Genomic DNA, 17,818 nt, shown 5'->3' on the forward strand with positions numbered 1-17,818 from the left:
CGCCGAGAGGAAAATGATCATGGCTAACCGATTAAATAATGACTTCCAGTTTGTTGATGTAGGTCGTCAGGATCCACAAAAGAAAGACGCTCGCTCACGGGCAAAAGAGTTCGCTGAAATCTACGAACCCTACAAGCCCACGGATGCTGCTAGCCAGGCGCATCGCTGCCTGCACTGTGGCAACCCTTACTGTGAGTGGAAGTGCCCGGTACATAACTACATTCCCAACTGGCTGCAGTTGGTGGTGGAAGGCAATATTCTTGAAGCTGCAGAGCTTTCCCACAAGACCAACTCACTGCCTGAGGTGTGTGGGCGTGTCTGCCCGCAGGATCGTCTGTGTGAAGGCGACTGCACCCTGAATGACGGCTTTGGTGCGGTGACCATAGGGTCGATTGAAAAGTACATCACCGATACGGCCTTTGCCATGGGCTGGCGCCCGGATATGTCCAAGGTGATGTGGACGGACAAGAAGGTGGCGATTATTGGTGCAGGCCCGGCCGGGCTTGGTTGTGCCGATATTCTGGCGCGCAGCGGCGTCAAGCCGGTGGTGTTTGACAAGTACCCGGAGATTGGCGGCCTGCTGACTTTTGGTATTCCTGAGTTCAAGCTGGAAAAGAACGTCATGGAGCGCCGTCGGGCGGTGTTTGAGGAAATGGGCGTGGAGTTTCGTCTGAACACCGAAATCGGCACCGATGTCGAGTTCGAAACCCTGCTGCAGGACTACGACGCTGTCTTTCTGGGCATGGGCACCTATAAGTACATGGAAGGGGGCTTCCCCGGCGAAGACCTGCCAGGCGTCTACAAGGCGCTGGATTTCCTGATCGCCAACGTTAATCGCTGCCTGGGTTTTGAAAAAGACCCGTCAGACTACATCTCTATGGAAGGCAAGCGTGTGGTGGTGCTGGGCGGGGGTGATACCGCTATGGACTGCAACCGCACCTCGATCCGCCAGGGCGCTGCCAGCGTCAGCTGTGCTTACCGTCGCGATGAGGAAAACATGCCAGGCTCACGCCGTGAGGTGGCCAATGCCCGGGAAGAGGGCGTCGAGTTCCTGTTTAACCGCCAGCCGGTAGCGGTGGTGGGGGAAGAAAAGGTTGAGGGTGTCAAAGTCGTGCGAACCCGCTTGGGTGAGCCGGACGAAAATGGTCGCCAGCGCCCTGAGGTTGTGCCAGGTTCAGAAGAAATCATTGCCGCTGATGCCGTGGTGATTGCCTTTGGTTTCCAGGCCAGCCCCGCACCCTGGTTCAGCACATCGAACATCGCAGTCGATGAACGCGACCGCGTCAAGGCGCCGGAACATGGCCAGTACGCCTTCCAGACCAGCAACGAGAAAATCTTTGCGGGTGGCGACATGGTGCGCGGCTCGGATCTGGTGGTGACGGCCATTTATGAAGGTCGTCAGGCGGCAGAAGGTATTCTGGACTACCTGGGGGTCTGAGCAATTCAGGCGGTTGGGCATGTCATGGTGATAGCTGATGCCATGGCATGCCCTAAAGGTCGTCGTTCAATTGAGCCTTTAGGCGTACTCTGCTATCCTGTCCTCCCATCCTGGTGTGGCTTTCTGCTGTGCCTATTGATCACGTTTCGACAGGTTTTCCATGACACGATATATCTTCGTGACCGGTGGCGTTGTGTCCTCGCTTGGCAAGGGAATCGCATCTGCCTCACTGGCGGCGATTCTTGAGGCGCGCGGCCTAAAAGTCACCATGCTCAAGCTCGACCCTTACATCAACGTCGACCCGGGCACCATGAGCCCCTTCCAGCATGGCGAAGTTTTCGTCACGGAAGATGGCGCCGAGACAGATCTGGATCTGGGCCACTATGAGCGGTTTATCCGCACCAAGATGACCCAGAGTAATAATTTTACGACCGGGCGTGTTTACGAGCACGTGCTGCGCAAGGAGCGGCGCGGCGACTACCTGGGCGGTACCGTGCAGGTAATTCCGCATATCACCGATGAAATCAAACGTCGTGTCTATGCGGGCGGTGAAGGCTTTGACGTGGCGCTGGTGGAAATCGGTGGTACCGTGGGTGATATTGAATCACTGCCGTTTCTTGAGTCGATCCGCCAGATTCGCAGCCAGCTGGGTGCCCAGCGCGCACTCTTCATGCATCTGACCCTGGTGCCCTATATTGCCACGGCGGGCGAGACCAAGACCAAGCCGACCCAGCACAGCGTCAAGGAACTGCGTTCCATCGGTATCCAGCCGGATATCCTGATCTGTCGTAGCGAAGTGGAGCTTGAAGAAGCCGAACGCCGCAAGATCGCGCTATTCACCAATGTTGAAGAACGCGCCGTGGTGCCGCTTCAGGATGCTGATACCATCTATCGTATTCCGCTGATGCTGCACGAGCATGGCCTGGATGAGATCGTCTGCAACAAGTTCAATCTTGAAGCGGGCGAGGCCGATCTGTCTGACTGGGTGCGGGTGCTGGATGCCAAGCTCAACCCTCTGAAGTCGGTCAGCATTGCCATGGTAGGCAAGTACATGGAGCTGCTTGATGCTTACAAGTCGCTTAACGAAGCGCTGATTCATGCCGGTATCCAGGATCGTATCAAGGTCAACGTTGACTATATTGATGCGGAAGATATCGAGCACCACGGTACCGAGCGGCTGGCAGGCAAGGATGCCATCCTGGTGCCCGGTGGCTTTGGTGAGCGCGGGGTGGAAGGCAAGATCATGGCGGCGCAGTTTGCCCGTGAAAACAAGGTTCCCTACCTGGGTATCTGCTTGGGTATGCAGGTGGCGGTGATCGAATATGCGCGCAATGTCGCCGGTTGGGAAGATGCCAACTCCACCGAGTTTACCCACGACACTAAGCACCCGGTGGTGGGCCTGATCACCGAGTGGCTCAATGCCGAAGGCAAGATTGAGCTGCGTGATGCGGCATCTGACCTGGGTGGCACCATGCGTCTGGGTGGCCAGGTGTGCCATCTGGAAGCGGGTACCCGAGCGAGAGCCGCCTACGGCGCTGACGAAATTGTTGAGCGCCATCGTCACCGCTTTGAGGTCAACAACCAGTTTGTAGATGAACTGGAAAAAGTCGGTCTGGTGATTTCTGGCAAGAGTGTTGATCAATCCCTGGTGGAAGTGATCGAACTGGCCGACCACCCCTGGTATGTGGCTTGTCAGTTCCATCCGGAATTTACCTCCACGCCCCGCGATGGGCATCCCCTGTTCAGTGGCTTTGTCAACGCTGCGCTGGAGCACAAGACGTCGCGCATTCGCCAGCAATCTGCGAGCCAGACACCGTCAACCGCAGGGCATAACGAGGAGTAAGCGACCCATGACTTACCCGCAACCTGCAGAGCGTCATATCAACATTGCCGGCCTTACCGCCGGCAATTCTTTGCCTTTGATGCTGTTGGGCGGCATGAACGTGCTGGAAAGCCGGGACCTTGCCATTGAAGTGGCGTCTGCCTACGTCGAGGCTACTGCCAAGCTCGGTATTCCCTATGTGTTCAAGGCCAGTTTTGACAAGGCCAATCGCAGCTCGATCAACGCCTACCGTGGCCCAGGGCTCGAAAAGGGCCTGGCCATTCTGGCGGAAATCAAGGAACGCTTTGGCGTACCGATCATCACCGATGTGCACGAGCCCTGGCAGGCAGCGCCGGTAGCTGAAGTAGCGGATATCATTCAGCTACCTGCCTTTCTGGCCCGCCAGACCGACCTGGTGGTCGCCATGGCCAGAACAGGTGCCGTGATCAATATCAAGAAACCGCAGTTTCTGGCGCCTCACGAAATGCGCCATATCCTGAGCAAGTGCCAGGAAGCTGGTAATGATCAGCTGCTGCTGTGTGAGCGTGGTTCAAGCTTCGGCTATAACAATCTGATTGTTGATATGCTCGGCTTTGGTGATATGAAACAGACAGGCTTTCCGGTCTTCTTTGATGTGACCCATGCGTTACAGCGCCCCGGTGGTCGGGCTGACAGTGCCGACGGCCGCCGTGCCCAAGTGGCTGAATTGGCCCGCGCTGGGGTTGCGGTGGGCCTGGCAGGTGTTTTCCTGGAGGCTCATCCTGATCCGGATAACGCCAAGTGTGATGGCCCTTGTGCCCTGCCGCTGAAGCAGCTGGCGCCTTTTCTCAGTCAGCTGGTGCAACTGGATACGCTGGTAAAAGGGTTTGATCCCTTGGTTATCCGTTGAAATACCCGCTGAGAGAATGATTCAAACAACCAGTATTGAACAAAGTTTTTAGTACCCATGATGTTAACACCAACAAAAAGGACGGCTTGATGACTAAAATTGTCGATATTCGTGCGCTGGAAGTACTTGATTCACGCGGTAACCCTACCGTCTCTGCCACGGTTCGCCTGGAAAGTGGCGCGGTTGGCGAAGCCTGTGCTCCAAGCGGTGCCTCTACCGGTTCGCGCGAGGCGTTGGAGCTGCGTGATGGTGACAAGTCACGTTATCTGGGCAAAGGTGTTCTGAAAGCGGTTGAAGCGGTTAACGGCCCGATTCGTGATGGCCTTCTGGGTCTGGATGCCCGTGACCAGCGCGGCCTGGATAACGCCATGCTGACGCTGGATAACACCGAAAACAAGGCCAACCTGGGCGCCAACGCTATACTGGCGGTATCGCTCGCGGCTGCCAAGGCAGCGGCCAATGCCAAGGGCGTACCCTTGTACGCGCATATCGCCGAGCTTTATGGCCAGCCGGGCCAGTACAGCATGCCGGTTCCCATGATGAATATCCTTAATGGCGGCGAACATGCTGACAACAACGTGGATATTCAGGAGTTTATGGTGCAGCCGGTGGGGGCAGCCAACTTCCGTGAAGGCCTGCGTATGGGGGCAGAAATCTTTCATGCCCTGAAAAAGTTCTGTCTGCACGGGGGCTGTCGACCTCGGTAGGTGATGAAGGCGGCTTTGCACCTAACCTGGCCTCCAACGCCGAGGCGCTGGCGGTAATCAAGCAGGCCGTTGCCGATGCGGGCTATCGTCTGGATGAAGACGTCACCCTTGCGCTGGACTGCGCTTCTTCCGAGTTCTACAAGGATGGCCAGTACAACCTGTCTGGCGAAGGCAAAAGCTACGATGCCGAAGGCTTTGCCGATTATCTGGCCGGGCTGTGCGCAGACTACCCGATTGTCTCTATCGAAGATGGTATGGACGAATCTGACTGGGATGGCTGGAAAGCTCTGACCGATAAGCTGGGGGACAAGGTGCAGCTGGTGGGTGATGACCTGTTTGTCACCAATACTCAAATCCTCAAGCGGGGTATCGATGAACAGATCGGTAACTCTATCCTGATCAAGTTCAACCAGATTGGCTCGCTGTCAGAAACTCTGGACGCTATCAAGATGGCTCAGGATGCGGGTTTCACGGCGGTTATCTCTCACCGCAGTGGTGAAACAGAAGATACCACCATCGCGGATCTGGCCGTGGGTACCCAGGCAGGGCAGATCAAGACAGGCTCGCTGTGCCGTTCTGACCGGGTTGCCAAATATAACCGCCTGCTGGCGATCGAAGCCGAGTTGGGTGACGTCAGCTATCCTGGTCGTCAGGCTATCAAGGGTCAATAACGGCAATTAACCCTCGGGTAGTGTAAGAGATCTCTTCAATTCTTGTAAGAGATCTCTTACAAAAGGCGTAGAAATTAGCGCAAAAACAACTGTTTATCAGCCATAATGTAACAGTGTAGCTGGCAACTGATTGTTTTGGCATTGAATGTTACACAAGGCGGGCCAAGCAGCCCGCCTTGTGTATTTTGGACGCCCTTGAGTCGCCAGATAAATCTGCCACAATGAATTTATGGACAAGGGGAGGCAAGGACGCTCTCGAGCAGGATGCAACGGGATAGTCAGGTACGCCGGGTGATATAGGGGGTGTTGGCCCCGGCAGGGAATGTACCTTTGGATGTTAGGCATAGGGAATGCCTGTGGACATGCTGGGAGCGGGCGGCCTACGGGCCGCTTTTTTGTGCGTGTAATAAACTTTTGAGTGACGTTTCTTTCAGTCGGCGACACCCTGACTGCAATCCTGTTGCCTGCTGGTGTTGAGGCAAGGTGTCGCACCACTAATTTTGCTGAGCCAAGCTAGCGTTCGAGCTTTTCCAGTTTGCCGGTCTTGCCATCCCATTCTTCTGCATCAGGTAGCGGGTCTTTTTTCTCGGCAATATTGGGCCACACCTCCGCCAGCTCGGCATTGAGTTCGATAAACTGCTCCTGGCCGTCGGGTAATTCATCCTCGGAAAAAATTGCCTCCGCAGGACATTCCGGCTCGCACAGGGCGCAGTCGATGCACTCATCAGGGTGAATGACGAGAAAGTTGGGGCCTTCGTAAAAACAGTCGACCGGGCAGACTTCCACGCAGTCGGTATATTTGCATTGAATGCAATTTTCGGTCACGACAAACGTCATCGTTAATTCCCTCTTCAAGTGCTGGTTATGTCGTCAGGTGGCATACCCAGACTGGTTTAATAACATTTGGATATAAAATTCAGTTTTCATATAAATAAAGTGTTGTATTTTAGAGGGTGACAGCTACTTGCGGCAAGTACCTGTCCCCTTGATAGGTCATTATTCTATTACACCCGCTCCCGCCACTGATACAGCAGTTCAAGTGCCTGACGGGGCGTGAGTTCATCAATGGCCAGGTTTTCCAGGGCTTCTACTACCGGGTGGGGAGCCTGGGCAAAAAGGTCATCCTGCAGCGGCGCTGTCTGTGTACCTGCTGGGTTGGGCAAGGTTTCACTGTCACGTTTTTCAAGGCTGTGCAGGGTTTCCCTGGCGCGCTGAATAACGCTAGTAGGTACGCCCGCCAGTTGGGCAACCTGTAGGCCGTAACTCTGGCTGGCGGGGCCAGGCTCAATGCGGTGCATGAAGATGATGCGGTCACCGTGCTCCGTTGCTGTCAGGTGGATATTGGCGACACTTTCGGCATGCTCTGGCAAGGCAGTCATTTCAAAGTAATGGGTGGCAAACAGGGTCAAGGCGCGCAGCTTGGCGAGATGTTCGGCGCTGGCCCAGGCCAGTGAAAGGCCATCGAAAGTGCTGGTGCCCCGGCCAATTTCATCCATTAATACCAGGCTTTGCGAAGTGGCGTTATGCAGGATGTTGGCGGTTTCCGTCATTTCCACCATAAAGGTTGAACGCCCACCCGCCAGATCATCGGAGGAGCCAATCCGCGTGAAGATACGGTCAACCGGGCCGATTTCTGCTGCATCAGCAGGTACAAAGCTGCCACAGTGGGCCAGCAGGGTGATCAGTGCTGCCTGGCGCATGTAGGTGGATTTACCGCCCATATTGGGGCCGGTAATGATCAGCATCGCCTGTTCCGGGTTGAGGCTGACATCGTTGGGCACAAAGGGCGTCTCACTGACCTGCTCAACCACCGGATGGCGCCCGGCGCGGATAGTGATGCCGGTGTCTTCCTTCAGCACTGGGCGTACCCAGTCCAGCGCATCGGCGCGCTCGGCAAAGGCGCACAGAACATCCAGTTCCGCCAGCGCACGAGAGCTTGCCTGTAGGGCATGCAGATGGGTGTTGAGTTCATCCAGCAGGCGCTCATACAGCCATTTTTCACGGCTCAAGGCGCGGGATTTGGCGGATAGCGCCTTGTCTTCAAACTCCTTGAGTTCAGGAATGATAAAGCGTTCGGCATTTTTAAGTGTCTGGCGGCGAATATACTCGGCCGGTGCCTGCTGGGCTTGGGCGCGGGGAGTTCGATAAAGTAGCCGTGTACCCGGTTGTAGCCAACCTTGAGGTGGCTAAGCCCGGTGCGCTCGCGCTCGCGTGTTTCCAGGGCGACCAGGTAGTCGCCGGCGTTTTCGGCCAGCCCGCGCTGCTCATCCAGTTCGTCATCAAAGCCTTTGGCAATCACGCCACCCTCGCGGATCACCACGGGTGGATTTTCAACAATAGCCCGCTGCAGGGTGTCGCTCAGCGCCGGATAAGGCTGAATATGGGGGCGCAGATGGTCAATGACGCTACCGTTGTCCACCTGGCTTAACAGCGTCTGCAGCTGTGGAAGGGTGGCCAGTGCATCGCGCAGCCTGGCTAGGTCTCTCGGGCGGGCGCTGTAGAGCGCCACCCGGGAAAGAATGCGTTCCACATCGCCGACGGCGTTCAGCGTTTCACGCAAGGCTTCATAGGTGACATCAAGCTGCAGCAGGGCAACCCCGGCCTGGCGGTCATGGATGATGTCACGCTGGCGCAGGGGACGATTAAGCCAGCGTTTGAGCAGGCGTGAACCCATGGCGGTGGCGCAGGTGTCGAGCACGCTGGCCAGGGTGTTGTCGCTGCCGCCGCCTAGATTGGTGTCGATCTCCAGATTGCGCCGGCTGGCGGCATCAATCACTACCGCATCGTCACGGTTTTCAACGCTGATCGAGGTGACGTGCGGCAGGCGAGAGCGCTGGGTGTCGCGGGCATAATCAACCAGGACGCCAGCGGCAATCAGGGCGGTGGTCAGGTGGGCACAGCCAAAGCCGCGCAGATCCTGTACCTCAAACTGATCGCACAGGCTTCGGGTGGCACTCTCCAGATCATACAGCCACTCACCCTGGCGGCGCAGGCCGCGCTGGGCGGAAAGCGGCTCGGGCAGTGTGAGGTTTTCCGGCACCAGCAGTTCAGCCGGAGAGAGCCGCGTCAGCTCGGCTAGCATTTCTTCGTCGCTTTCAAGCTCTAAAAGGCTGAAACGGCCGCTGGACAGCTCCAGCCAGGCAATCCCCCATTTGGCCTGGTGAGGCGCAATGGCGGCCAGCACGTTATCGCGGCGGGCATCCAGTAAGGCTTCATCGTGCAGGGTGCCAGGCGTGACAATACGTACTACCTTGCGCTCTACTGGGCCCTTGCTGGTGGCCGGGTCGCCAATCTGTTCGCAGATGGCGACGGATTCCCCCGCGCTGACCAGACGAGCCAGGTAGCCTTCCGCACTGTGAAAGGGAACGCCTGCCATGGGGATGGGTTGCCCGCCGGACTGGCCGCGCTGGGTAAGGGTGATGTCGAGAAGAGCCGCAGCGCGTTTGGCGTCATCAAAAAACAGCTCATAGAAATCCCCCATGCGGTAAAACAGCAGGACCTCGGGGTGTTCGCGTTTAATATTCAGGTATTGAGCAATCATCGGCGTGTTTGCCGGGCTGGTATTGGCCATGAGCGTCCTGAAATAAGCAGGGCGCAAGCTGTATAATGGCTTGCGCGTGGTTCCGTGAATTAGGTTCTACGCTTGAATGGGCAGCGCTTGGGCAGGCAACCATTCTTTAGCCACGCAAAAGCCGCTATTCTACGCTGAAGTCATCACCGACATGAAGGAGTGAGCATGGAGCCAAGCGTTGAAAGCCTGAAAAATCTCGATCTGACCCTGTTGGCGCAGCGGTTGGGTAAACTCTGCCAGCAGCATCAGCTTGAGATTGCCACGGCAGAATCCTGTACCGGTGGCGGTATTGCCAGTGCCATTACTGCAGTGCCGGGCAGTTCCGCCTATTTTGCCACTGGCTATGTGACCTATTCCAATGCGGCGAAAACCCGTCTTTTGGGGGTAGAGAGCTCGGTACTTGCCAATGAAGGCGCGGTCAGCGAGGCCGTGGTCAGGTCCATGGTGGCCGGGGCCTGTAAGGAAAGCGGTGCTGACCTTGCCGTGGCCGTGAGCGGCGTGGCAGGCCCGGACGGCGGTAGCCCGGAAAAGCCCGTGGGCACCGTTTGGCTGGCATGGGGTAACCAGCAGGCCCAGCAGGCAGAATGTCTGCATTTCCCCGGCGACCGCCACGCGGTACGTGAACAGACGGTTCGCCAAGCCATGGCCACCTTGATCATGTCGATCAGTGAGCGGTGAGCAGTGAATAATACGCGCCAGAGCATTTGTTTATGGTGTAAACTTTGGCATACTACTGGCTAGTTATACAGCATCTTTATGAGGAGTTTTTAAATGGCTCAGGACGAAAACCGCACCAAGGCGCTTAACGCAGCGCTCAGCCAGATTGACCGCCAATTCGGTAAAGGCACTGTTATGCGTCTGGGTGATACGCCCCGCGTGGTGATGCCGTCCGTGTCCACAGGCTCCTTGGGGCTGGATATCGCACTGGGCATCGGCGGTCTGCCGTTTGGCCGTGTCTGCGAAATATTCGGCCCGGAATCATCCGGTAAAACCACGCTGACGCTGTCGGTTATTGCCCAGGCGCAAAAGCAGGGCAAGGTATGCGCCTTTGTGGATGCCGAGCACGCTCTAGACCCTAGCTATGCAGAAAAACTGGGCGTCAATCTTGATGATCTTCTGGTGTCTCAGCCGGATACCGGTGAACAGGCGCTGGAAATTACCGATATGCTGGTTCGTTCCGGCGGCGTCGATGTGATTGTCATCGACTCGGTAGCGGCTCTGACACCACGGGCTGAAATTGAAGGCGAGATGGGGGATTCCCACGTCGGTTTGCAGGCCCGTTTGATGTCCCAGGCGCTGCGCAAGATTACCGGCAACATCAAGAACGCCAATTGCCTGGTGGTGTTTATTAACCAGATTCGTATGAAAATCGGCGTCATGTTTGGTTCACCCGAAACAACTACCGGCGGTAATGCGCTGAAGTTCTATGCCAGCGTCCGTCTGGATATTCGGCGTACCGGCTCGGTCAAGTCAGGCGATGAAGTGACCGGTAATGAAACTCGCGTCAAAGTGGTGAAGAACAAGGTGGCGCCGCCGTTCAAGCAGGCTGAGTTCCAGATTCTCTATGGCAAGGGTATTTATCATGCTGGTGAGGTGATTGATCTGGGCGTGCAGTGCAACCTGGTCGATAAAGCCGGTGCCTGGTACAGCTACAAAGGCAAGAAAATTGGCCAGGGCAAGGCTAATTCCGCCCAGTATCTGGAAGACCACCCGGATATCATGGAAGAAATTGAAAGCCAGATCCGTGGCCAGTTGCTGGCACCGCCTGAGCCTAAGGACAAGGAAGAAAAGCCCGAGAAAGAAAAAGTCAGCAGTAAAAAAGGTGCAAAGGCAGCGGCTGCCACTGATGACACGGCTTTTGAGCCCGATAGCGGCGATTTGCTGTAATTTATGGCATGGGGCAAAGAACCGCCTTCACCGCGTGAAATGGCCATCGCTCTGTTGGCTCGGCGCGAGTACTCGCGCGCCGAGCTGGCAACACGTCTGCAGGCCAAGCAGGTGCCTGCAGACGAAATCGACGTTTGCCTGGACGAGCTGGCCGAAAAAGGCTGGCAGTCAGACGCGCGTTTTGCGGCCAGCTTCATACGCACACGCGTACTGCGCGGCCAAGGCTGGCGGCGCATTGAAAATGATCTTCGCCAGCGCGGGGTTGATGGCGAGATTATCCGTGCAGCGTTGGATGATGTGGTTGAGCAGGAAGCCATTGACTGGTTTGAGCTGGCCCGTGACGTGCTGGTAAGGCGTTTTGACTCGCCCGGTCAAACGCCCAAGGAGCGTGCCAAGCGCGAGCGTTTTCTGTTGGGGCGTGGCTTTGACTTTGAACAGATCCGCTATGCGCTATCCTGCCTGTGATACGTTTGTAATATCTTCCGCTTATCTTTTTGAAAACTCCTTCGCAAACCCTGTTTAAGGGGTTTTTCAATGCCTTCCTACTCGCTGCTGCTTTAGTCATTTGACAACTACGCTATAATGACGTTTTTGCGACCCCGTTGGGTAGCGGTTAAAGCGCCCTGGGGCATCACGCCATCTCGTTAACGGATACCCTATGAAAAGCGCAGCAATCAGACAGGCCTTTCTTGATTATTTTGAACACCACGGACACACCCCAGTAGCCTCCAGTTCACTGGTGCCGGACAACGACCCGACCTTGCTGTTTACTAACGCTGGCATGGTGCCGTTCAAGGATGTCTTCCTGGGGCGTGACCCGCGCCCCTATGTGCGCGCCGTCTCGGCGCAGCGCTGTGTGCGGGCTGGCGGTAAGCATAACGATCTGGATAACGTCGGCTATACTGCGCGCCATCATACGTTTTTCGAGATGCTCGGTAACTTCAGCTTTGGCGACTACTTCAAGCGTGACGCCATCAGCTTTGCCTGGAACTTTCTGACCCAGACATTAGGGCTGCCGAAGGAAAAGCTCTGGGTAACCGTCCATATCAGTGATGACGAAGCAGAAAAAATCTGGAAGGACGAGATAGGCATTGATCCTGAACGCTTTTCCAAGCTGGATGAAGATAACTTCTGGCAAATGGGCGATACCGGCCCTTGCGGGCCAAGCTCAGAGATTTTCTATGATCATGGGCCTGAGGTCTGGGGTGGCCCACCGGGAAGCCCGGAAGAAGACGGCGATCGCTATATCGAGATCTGGAATCTGGTATTCATGCAGTTCGACCGCGATGCGGGAGGCAATATGAACCCGCTTCCCAAGCCGTCGATAGACACCGGAATGGGGCTCGAGCGTGTGGCGGCGGTATTGCAAGGCGTTCACTCCAACTACGAGATTGATCTCTTCCAGAACCTGCTCAAGGCAGCGGCACAGGCAACGGGTCATGCGGATATCTCGACACCATCGCTGCGCGTGATTGCCGATCACATTCGCTCCTGTGCGTTTCTGATTACCGATGGCGTCTTGCCTTCTAACGAAGGTCGGGGCTATGTGTTGCGGCGGATTATTCGTCGCGCGGTGCGTCATGGCCACAAGCTGGGGGCAAACGAGCCGTTTTTCCATACTCTGGTGGAAGCTCTGGACGCAGAAATGGGCGATGCCTACCCAGAGCTGCGCGAGGCCAAGGCGCAGATTGCGCGTATTCTGCTCAAGGAAGAGGAGCAGTTTGCACGCACGCTGGATCATGGCATGGGGCTATTGGAAACCGCTCTTGATGAGCTTGATGGCAAGGTGCTGCCCGGCGCGACCGTATTCAAACTGTATGACACCTATGGTTTCCCCTACGACCTGACCGCTGATGTCTGCCGTGAGCGGGATGTCACCCTGGATGAAGATGGTTTCCAACGCGAGCTCAACGCCCAGCGTGAGCGCGCCCGTGCCGCCAGCCAGTTTGGTGCCGATTATAGCGCCACGCTGGAGCTGGAGGGTGAAACCACCTTCAGTGGCTATGATCAGCTGGAAGACGACACCCAGGTGACGGCGCTTGTTGACCATCAGGGTAACGAGCTGGCGGCTCTTGAAGCAGGGCAAAAAGGGATTGTCGTGCTTGAGCGCACACCTTTCTATGGCGAGTCGGGCGGTCAGGTGGGCGATACCGGCTATCTGCACTTTGCCGATGGGCGTTTTCAGGTGACGGATACCCAGAAGCAGAGCGGCCATCACCTGCATCACGGCGTCATGCTGGAAGGCACGCTTAATGTAGGCAGTCGGGTTCATCCTCAGGTGGATGCTTCGCTGCGGGCTGCGACGGTGCGTAATCACTCGGCCACTCACCTGTTGCACAAGGCATTGCGCATGGTGCTGGGTGACCACGTTCAGCAGAAAGGCTCGCTGGTGACCGCCGAGCGCCTACGCTTTGACTTCAGCCACTTTGAGCCAATGACGACGGAGCAGCTCAAGGAAGTCGAGCGGCTGGTGAATGAGCAGATATTGGCCAACGCACCGACCAAAACCGAACAGATGACCTTGGACGAAGCCAAGGCCAAAGGCGCCGCCGCGCTGTTTGAAGCCAAATATGCGGATAACGTACGCGTGCTCACCATTGGCGCCGATGATTTCTCAATTGAACTGTGTGGCGGCACCCATGTGGCGCGCAGCGGCGATATTGGTTGTTGCCATGTGGTATCAGAAGCCGGTATTGCCTCGGGTGTGCGGCGTATCGAAGCGATCACCGGCGAAAATGCACTGGAATATTTCTATCAGCAGGAGGCGCGCGTTCAGCATGTAGGGGAGCGTCTCAAGGTCAAACCGGAGCAGGTGGAAGCGCGGGTTGACGCCCTGCTTGAGCGCAACCGTCAGCTGGAAAAACAGCTTGAGCAGCTAAACGCCAAACTGGCCAGTGCGGCAGGCAGCGATATGCTGGCACAGGCGCAGGATATCAAGGGCGTTAAATTGATAGCGACCCAGCTGGAAAACGTGGCTGGCAAGGAATTGCGCAACGTGATGGATCAGCTTAAAAACAAGCTGGGTTCAGGCGTTATCGTACTCGGTGTGGCTGACAGGCAGGCCTCAAAAGTCAGCCTGATTGTCGGCGTAACCCAGGATCTGACGGGCAATATCAAGGCGGGTGATCTGGTCAATCACGTTGCCTCCCAGGTAGGGGGTAAAGGCGGCGGTCGTGCTGATATGGCGCAGGCGGGTGGTAGCCAGCCGGATGCCTTGCCTGAGGCCTTGAAGAGTGTTTCCAGTTGGCTTGCAAATAAGCTGGATTAATAAGAGGCCGGTGACATTCATGTTACCGGCCTTTATAGTTATGGCTATAAAAGCTTTTTAACACTTCATATTTCATTTCCGAACGCAACAGGAAAACTCCTATATGGCACTTTACGTTCAGAAGTTTGGCGGTACCTCGGTGGGCTCTGTCGAGCGCATCAAGGCCGTGGCGGAAAAGGTAAAAGGGTTTCGTGACCAAGGGCATCAGGTGGTGGTGGTGGTATCAGCCATGAGCGGTGAGACTAACCGTCTGACCGATATGGCAACGGCACTTAACAATGACCCTTCACCGCGCGAAATGGATATGCTGCTCTCGACCGGCGAGCAGGTCACCATTTCTCTGCTCGCCATGGCCTTGCAGAGCCTGGGGGTGCCGGCTACTTCGCACACCGGGGCGCAGGTGGGTATCCATACCGATAAAGCCTATACCAAGGCGCGCATCCAGCGCATTGAGACCGATGATCTACGCGAAGATCTGGATGATGGCAAGGTGGTAGTGGTGGCCGGTTTCCAGGGGGTCGATGAGGAAGGCAACATCACCACGCTTGGCCGCGGTGGTTCCGATACCACTGGGGTGGCGTTGGCAGCTGCGTTGAATGCCGATGAATGCCAGATCTATACCGATGTTGACGGCGTTTATACCACCGACCCGCGCGTGTGTTCCAAGGCTCAGCGCCTGGAAAAGATCACGGTGGAAGAAATGCTCGAACTGGCAAGCCTGGGTTCCAAGGTATTGCAGATCCGGGCGGTGGAATTCGCCGGTAAATACAATGTTCCACTACGGGTGCTGTCGAGCTTTGAAGACGGCCCCGGTACGCTTATTGTTGCAGACTCTGACCAAGACGAGGACTCCATGGAAGAACCGCTGATCTCCGGTATCGCTTTTACCAAGAATGAAGCCAAGCTGACGCTTTTGAATACGCCGGATGTGCCGGGTGTTGCCTCACGCATTCTGGGGCCGATTGCTGACGCGAATATTGAAGTTGATATGATCGTCCAGAACGTAGCGCCTGCAGGCGATTACACTGACTTCACCTTTACCGTTGCCAAGGGCGACTACAAGGCGACCAAGCGTATCCTGGAAGAGACGGTAATGCCTGATCTGGGCGGCGGTGAGCTGCGTGGCGATGACAATATTGCCAAGGTGTCACTGGTCGGGGTAGGCATGCGTTCACATGCTGGGGTTGCTTCCAAGATGTTCCGCGTGTTGGCCGATGAAAACGTCAACATTCGCATGGTCTCAACGTCAGAAATCAAGATCTCTGTTGTGATCGACGAAAAGCATATGGAGCTGGCGGTTCAGGCGCTTCACGACGCCTTTGGTTTGAGCAAATCTGATATCGAATCCGAGTAATTCGAGCCGTCTGATTTGCCAGCTGACAGGAAGCTCGTTGCTGCAAGGTAATGAGCTTTCTTTCATTGCGGGTTTGATGTGTTATATTTGTTGTACCAAAAGTGAAATAACGTGTCATGCCCGTAGAGGGTTTCGTATTTCGCTGGTGGATATCCCGTTGCATACAAAAACGTCTGAGAAGGAGATCAGCCATGCTCATTTTGACTCGCCGAGTCGGCGAAACCCTTATGATTGGTGATGACATTACAGTCACTGTACTGGGTGTCAAAGGTAATCAGGTGCGAATCGGTGTGAATGCACCGAAGGATGTTTCTGTCCATCGTGAAGAAATATACCAGCGCATCCAGCGTGAACGTTCAGCTGACGTGAGCGATGAATAAATCGATGATGATTTGTTCGCAGGGTTGGAAGTGGTTGTGACATGCGGTTGTGAAACGCTGTTATTCAGCAGTGTTTTAAAAAAGGAGTGGGCGGTTCGTATGGAATACACGTCAAGTGCCTTCCTGGGTTAAGGCACAAGTGTCCCTGCCAGTGACGAAGTTAGCGTCCACTCTCGTATGAAAACTGAAAAAATTGTCATAAGTCTGGACAAGGCGCAGGAAAATCGGTAATATTCGCGCCGTGCCGTTGAGGAGAGGTGGCCGAGTGGCTGAAGGCGCTCCCCTGCTAAGGGAGTATAGGGTTTATAGCCCTATCGAGGGTTCGAATCCCTCTCTCTCCGCCACATGGCACAGTTCAGGTTAGACAGATGTGCGCCCGTAGCTCAGCTGGATAGAGTATCTGACTACGAATCAGAGGGTCGGAGGTTCGAATCCTCCCGGGCGCGCCATTTACGCTAGTAATTCTGGACTGTTGTAGTCGTTAAGTATCAGCACATTTTGTTAAGCGCCCGTAGCTCAGCTGGATAGAGTATCTGACTACGAATCAGAGGGTCGGAGGTTCGAATCCTCCCGGGCGCGCCAGATACCAAACCCGTTCTCAATTGAGAGCGGGTTTTTTTGGTCAGCTTACCTGTTAAATGTACTGCCGAAGTGTTTCCTGCCCGTTCGCGATGCCATTTTGGTGCGTATCGCTGGGTCAACGTTTTCCTTTAGCTGGATCGGCTGTCGCTCGCGACCGATCCTGCGATCGTGTAGCGCCCTCCCGTCTATTGGCGGTAGGGCGCTTTTTTTATGCGTGGTTTTCAGGTTTGAGTGTTTTATGCATAGCTTGTTTCAGGCGTTTCAGTGACAACAAGGTTGTGTAATAGATCATCGAGTCGGGTGATGCGTTTGAGGCGCTGAAACTCGACGTTTGCCTCAGCGTTGCCCTGGCGCATCTGGGCCAGCCATTGCTTAACCAGTGAGGTCACCACCCGTTCAGGCAGTTTCTGGCACTGCAGGTGAGCATAGGTTTTCAGCACCTCGGCGCGCATGCGCCAGGTGGTTTCAGGTAGGCGCTGGCCGGTGGCTTGCCAATGCCGGATGCGTGGTGCCAGCCAGGGGTCGGCAAGGGCGGCACGGCCAAGCATGACATCACAGCAGCCTGATAGAGTGCGGGCTTTCCAGTAGTCTTCCAGCGTCCATATATCGCCGTTGGCTACGACCGGAATGTCGATATGGTGGCGTATTCGGCCAATCCATTCCCAGTGGGCAGGCGGGCGATAGCCTTCATCCCGTGTGCGGCCATGAACCACAAGCTGGGAAGCACCTCCGGCCTGCACGGCCTGGGCGCAGGCAACGGCTTGAAGACGGTTGGAAAACCCCAGGCGTATCTTGGCCGTCACGGGGATTTCGCCATCCAGTGCTGTGGCAACCGCGTGAACAGCATTGAAAACCCGTTCAGGGTTACGTAGTAGCGCCGCACCACCATCATGGCGGTTGACAAGCTTGGCAGGGCAGCCGAAGTTAAGGTCAATGCTTAACGCACCCAGTTCAAGCGCCCGGCGCGCATTGGCAGCCAGGGTGGCCGGGTCTGAACCGAGCAGCTGCAAATGCACTGGGACGCCACTAGGCGTTGCTACTGGCAACTGCTTTAATGAATGCAGAAGCTCAGGGCAGTGCTTATAGAACACGCGAGGAGGCAGGCGAGCATCGATAACGCGGACAAACTCGGTGACCGTCCAGTCAAAGCCAGCTTCACGGGTCAGGAGGTCGCGGGTCAGAGCATCAATGACCCCTTCCATTGGCGCTAGGCCTATCTTGCCTTTATGTAGTAAATTAACAACGTTGA

Annotated in this window: 11 protein-coding genes, 3 tRNA genes and 2 pseudogenes; 13 read left to right on the top strand and 3 right to left on the bottom strand. The window is 55.9% G+C overall.

Annotation, left to right across the window (positions count from 1 at the left end; translation table 11 throughout):
* The first annotated feature begins 19 nt into the window (after positions 1-19).
* The 4 genes and pseudogenes from HLB35_RS06635 to eno all read left to right on the top strand — a co-directional run bounded on the left by HLB35_RS06635 (position 20) and on the right by eno (position 5,527).
* Positions 20-1,438 carry an FAD-dependent oxidoreductase gene (locus tag HLB35_RS06635; protein ID WP_171701977.1) on the top strand — a complete coding sequence of 473 codons (1,419 nt, stop codon included), beginning with the start codon at positions 20-22 and terminating at the stop codon, positions 1,436-1,438.
* Between the two features lie 160 nt (positions 1,439-1,598).
* Positions 1,599-3,281, top strand: a complete 1,683-nt coding sequence (locus HLB35_RS06640; protein ID WP_171701978.1) for a CTP synthase — start codon at positions 1,599-1,601, stop codon at positions 3,279-3,281.
* Positions 3,282-3,288: 7 nt separating this feature from the next.
* Positions 3,289-4,149 (top strand): 3-deoxy-8-phosphooctulonate synthase, encoded by an 861-nt coding sequence (kdsA, locus tag HLB35_RS06645; protein ID WP_171701979.1) that lies wholly within the window; start codon positions 3,289-3,291, stop codon positions 4,147-4,149.
* 89 nt (positions 4,150-4,238) lie between these two features.
* A pseudogene (eno, locus tag HLB35_RS06650) lies at positions 4,239-5,527 on the top strand (phosphopyruvate hydratase).
* 513 nt (positions 5,528-6,040) lie between these two features.
* Here the strand turns inward: eno and fdxA are convergent.
* Positions 6,041-6,364 (bottom strand): ferredoxin FdxA, encoded by a 324-nt coding sequence (gene fdxA / locus HLB35_RS06655; protein ID WP_171701980.1) that lies wholly within the window; start codon positions 6,362-6,364, stop codon positions 6,041-6,043.
* A 167-nt stretch (positions 6,365-6,531) separates the two neighbouring features.
* A pseudogene (mutS, locus tag HLB35_RS06660) lies at positions 6,532-9,098 on the bottom strand (DNA mismatch repair protein MutS).
* 165 nt (positions 9,099-9,263) lie between these two features.
* Between mutS and HLB35_RS06665 the strand changes: the two are divergent.
* The 9 genes from HLB35_RS06665 (at position 9,264) to HLB35_RS06705 (ending at position 16,569) form a co-directional block, all read left to right on the top strand.
* Complete coding sequence (locus HLB35_RS06665; RefSeq protein WP_171701981.1) at positions 9,264-9,776, top strand: CinA family protein; 513 nt, start codon at positions 9,264-9,266, stop codon at positions 9,774-9,776.
* 93 nt (positions 9,777-9,869) lie between these two features.
* A complete protein-coding gene (recA, locus tag HLB35_RS06670; protein ID WP_171701982.1) occupies positions 9,870-10,985 on the top strand; it encodes a recombinase RecA in 1,116 nt (371 codons plus the stop codon).
* A 3-nt stretch (positions 10,986-10,988) separates the two neighbouring features.
* Positions 10,989-11,450 carry a regulatory protein RecX gene (locus HLB35_RS06675; protein ID WP_171701983.1) on the top strand — a complete coding sequence of 154 codons (462 nt, stop codon included), beginning with the start codon at positions 10,989-10,991 and terminating at the stop codon, positions 11,448-11,450.
* Positions 11,451-11,643: 193 nt separating this feature from the next.
* The gene (alaS, locus tag HLB35_RS06680; RefSeq protein ID WP_171701984.1) at positions 11,644-14,253 is read left to right on the top strand and encodes an alanine--tRNA ligase; all 2,610 of its coding nucleotides are present in this window, start codon (positions 11,644-11,646) and stop codon (positions 14,251-14,253) included.
* A gap of 103 nt (positions 14,254-14,356) precedes the next feature.
* Complete coding sequence (locus tag HLB35_RS06685; protein ID WP_171701985.1) at positions 14,357-15,607, top strand: aspartate kinase; 1,251 nt, start codon at positions 14,357-14,359, stop codon at positions 15,605-15,607.
* A 191-nt stretch (positions 15,608-15,798) separates the two neighbouring features.
* Positions 15,799-15,987 (top strand): carbon storage regulator CsrA, encoded by a 189-nt coding sequence (gene csrA, locus HLB35_RS06690; protein WP_100821120.1) that lies wholly within the window; start codon positions 15,799-15,801, stop codon positions 15,985-15,987.
* Positions 15,988-16,238: 251 nt separating this feature from the next.
* Positions 16,239-16,331 (top strand) — tRNA-Ser (locus HLB35_RS06695).
* Between the two features lie 28 nt (positions 16,332-16,359).
* Positions 16,360-16,436: transfer RNA gene (locus tag HLB35_RS06700), tRNA-Arg, on the top strand.
* A 56-nt stretch (positions 16,437-16,492) separates the two neighbouring features.
* A tRNA-Arg gene (locus tag HLB35_RS06705) sits at positions 16,493-16,569 on the top strand.
* Positions 16,570-16,805: 236 nt separating this feature from the next.
* On the opposite strand, the gene HLB35_RS06710 is transcribed toward HLB35_RS06705, so the two are convergent.
* On the bottom strand, positions 16,806-17,771 hold the full coding sequence (locus HLB35_RS06710; protein ID WP_171702175.1) for a tRNA dihydrouridine synthase: 966 nt from the start codon (positions 17,769-17,771) through the stop codon (positions 16,806-16,808).
* Positions 17,772-17,818: the final 47 nt, after the last annotated feature.

Source organism: Vreelandella azerica (genome assembly GCF_013112225.1).
Taxonomy (GTDB): domain Bacteria; phylum Pseudomonadota; class Gammaproteobacteria; order Pseudomonadales; family Halomonadaceae; genus Vreelandella; species Vreelandella azerica.

Bases quoted from the DNA above. Each gene is read 5' to 3' on its own strand.
- HLB35_RS06685 (WP_171701985.1), top strand. From the start codon at position 14,357: ATGGCACTTTACGTTCAGAAGTTTGGCGGTACCTCGGTGGGCTCTGTC.
- HLB35_RS06640 (WP_171701978.1), top strand. From the start codon at position 1,599: ATGACACGATATATCTTCGTGACCGGTGGCGTTGTGTCCTCGCTTGGC.
- HLB35_RS06635 (WP_171701977.1), top strand. From the start codon at position 20: ATGGCTAACCGATTAAATAATGACTTCCAGTTTGTTGATGTAGGTCGT.
- csrA (WP_100821120.1), top strand. From the start codon at position 15,799: ATGCTCATTTTGACTCGCCGAGTCGGCGAAACCCTTATGATTGGTGAT.
- HLB35_RS06710 (WP_171702175.1), bottom strand. From the start codon at position 17,771: ATGGAAGGGGTCATTGATGCTCTGACCCGCGACCTCCTGACCCGTGAA.
- alaS (WP_171701984.1), top strand. From the start codon at position 11,644: ATGAAAAGCGCAGCAATCAGACAGGCCTTTCTTGATTATTTTGAACAC.
- HLB35_RS06665 (WP_171701981.1), top strand. From the start codon at position 9,264: ATGGAGCCAAGCGTTGAAAGCCTGAAAAATCTCGATCTGACCCTGTTG.
- fdxA (WP_171701980.1), bottom strand. From the start codon at position 6,364: ATGACGTTTGTCGTGACCGAAAATTGCATTCAATGCAAATATACCGAC.
- HLB35_RS06675 (WP_171701983.1), top strand. From the start codon at position 10,989: ATGGCATGGGGCAAAGAACCGCCTTCACCGCGTGAAATGGCCATCGCT.
- recA (WP_171701982.1), top strand. From the start codon at position 9,870: ATGGCTCAGGACGAAAACCGCACCAAGGCGCTTAACGCAGCGCTCAGC.
- kdsA (WP_171701979.1), top strand. From the start codon at position 3,289: ATGACTTACCCGCAACCTGCAGAGCGTCATATCAACATTGCCGGCCTT.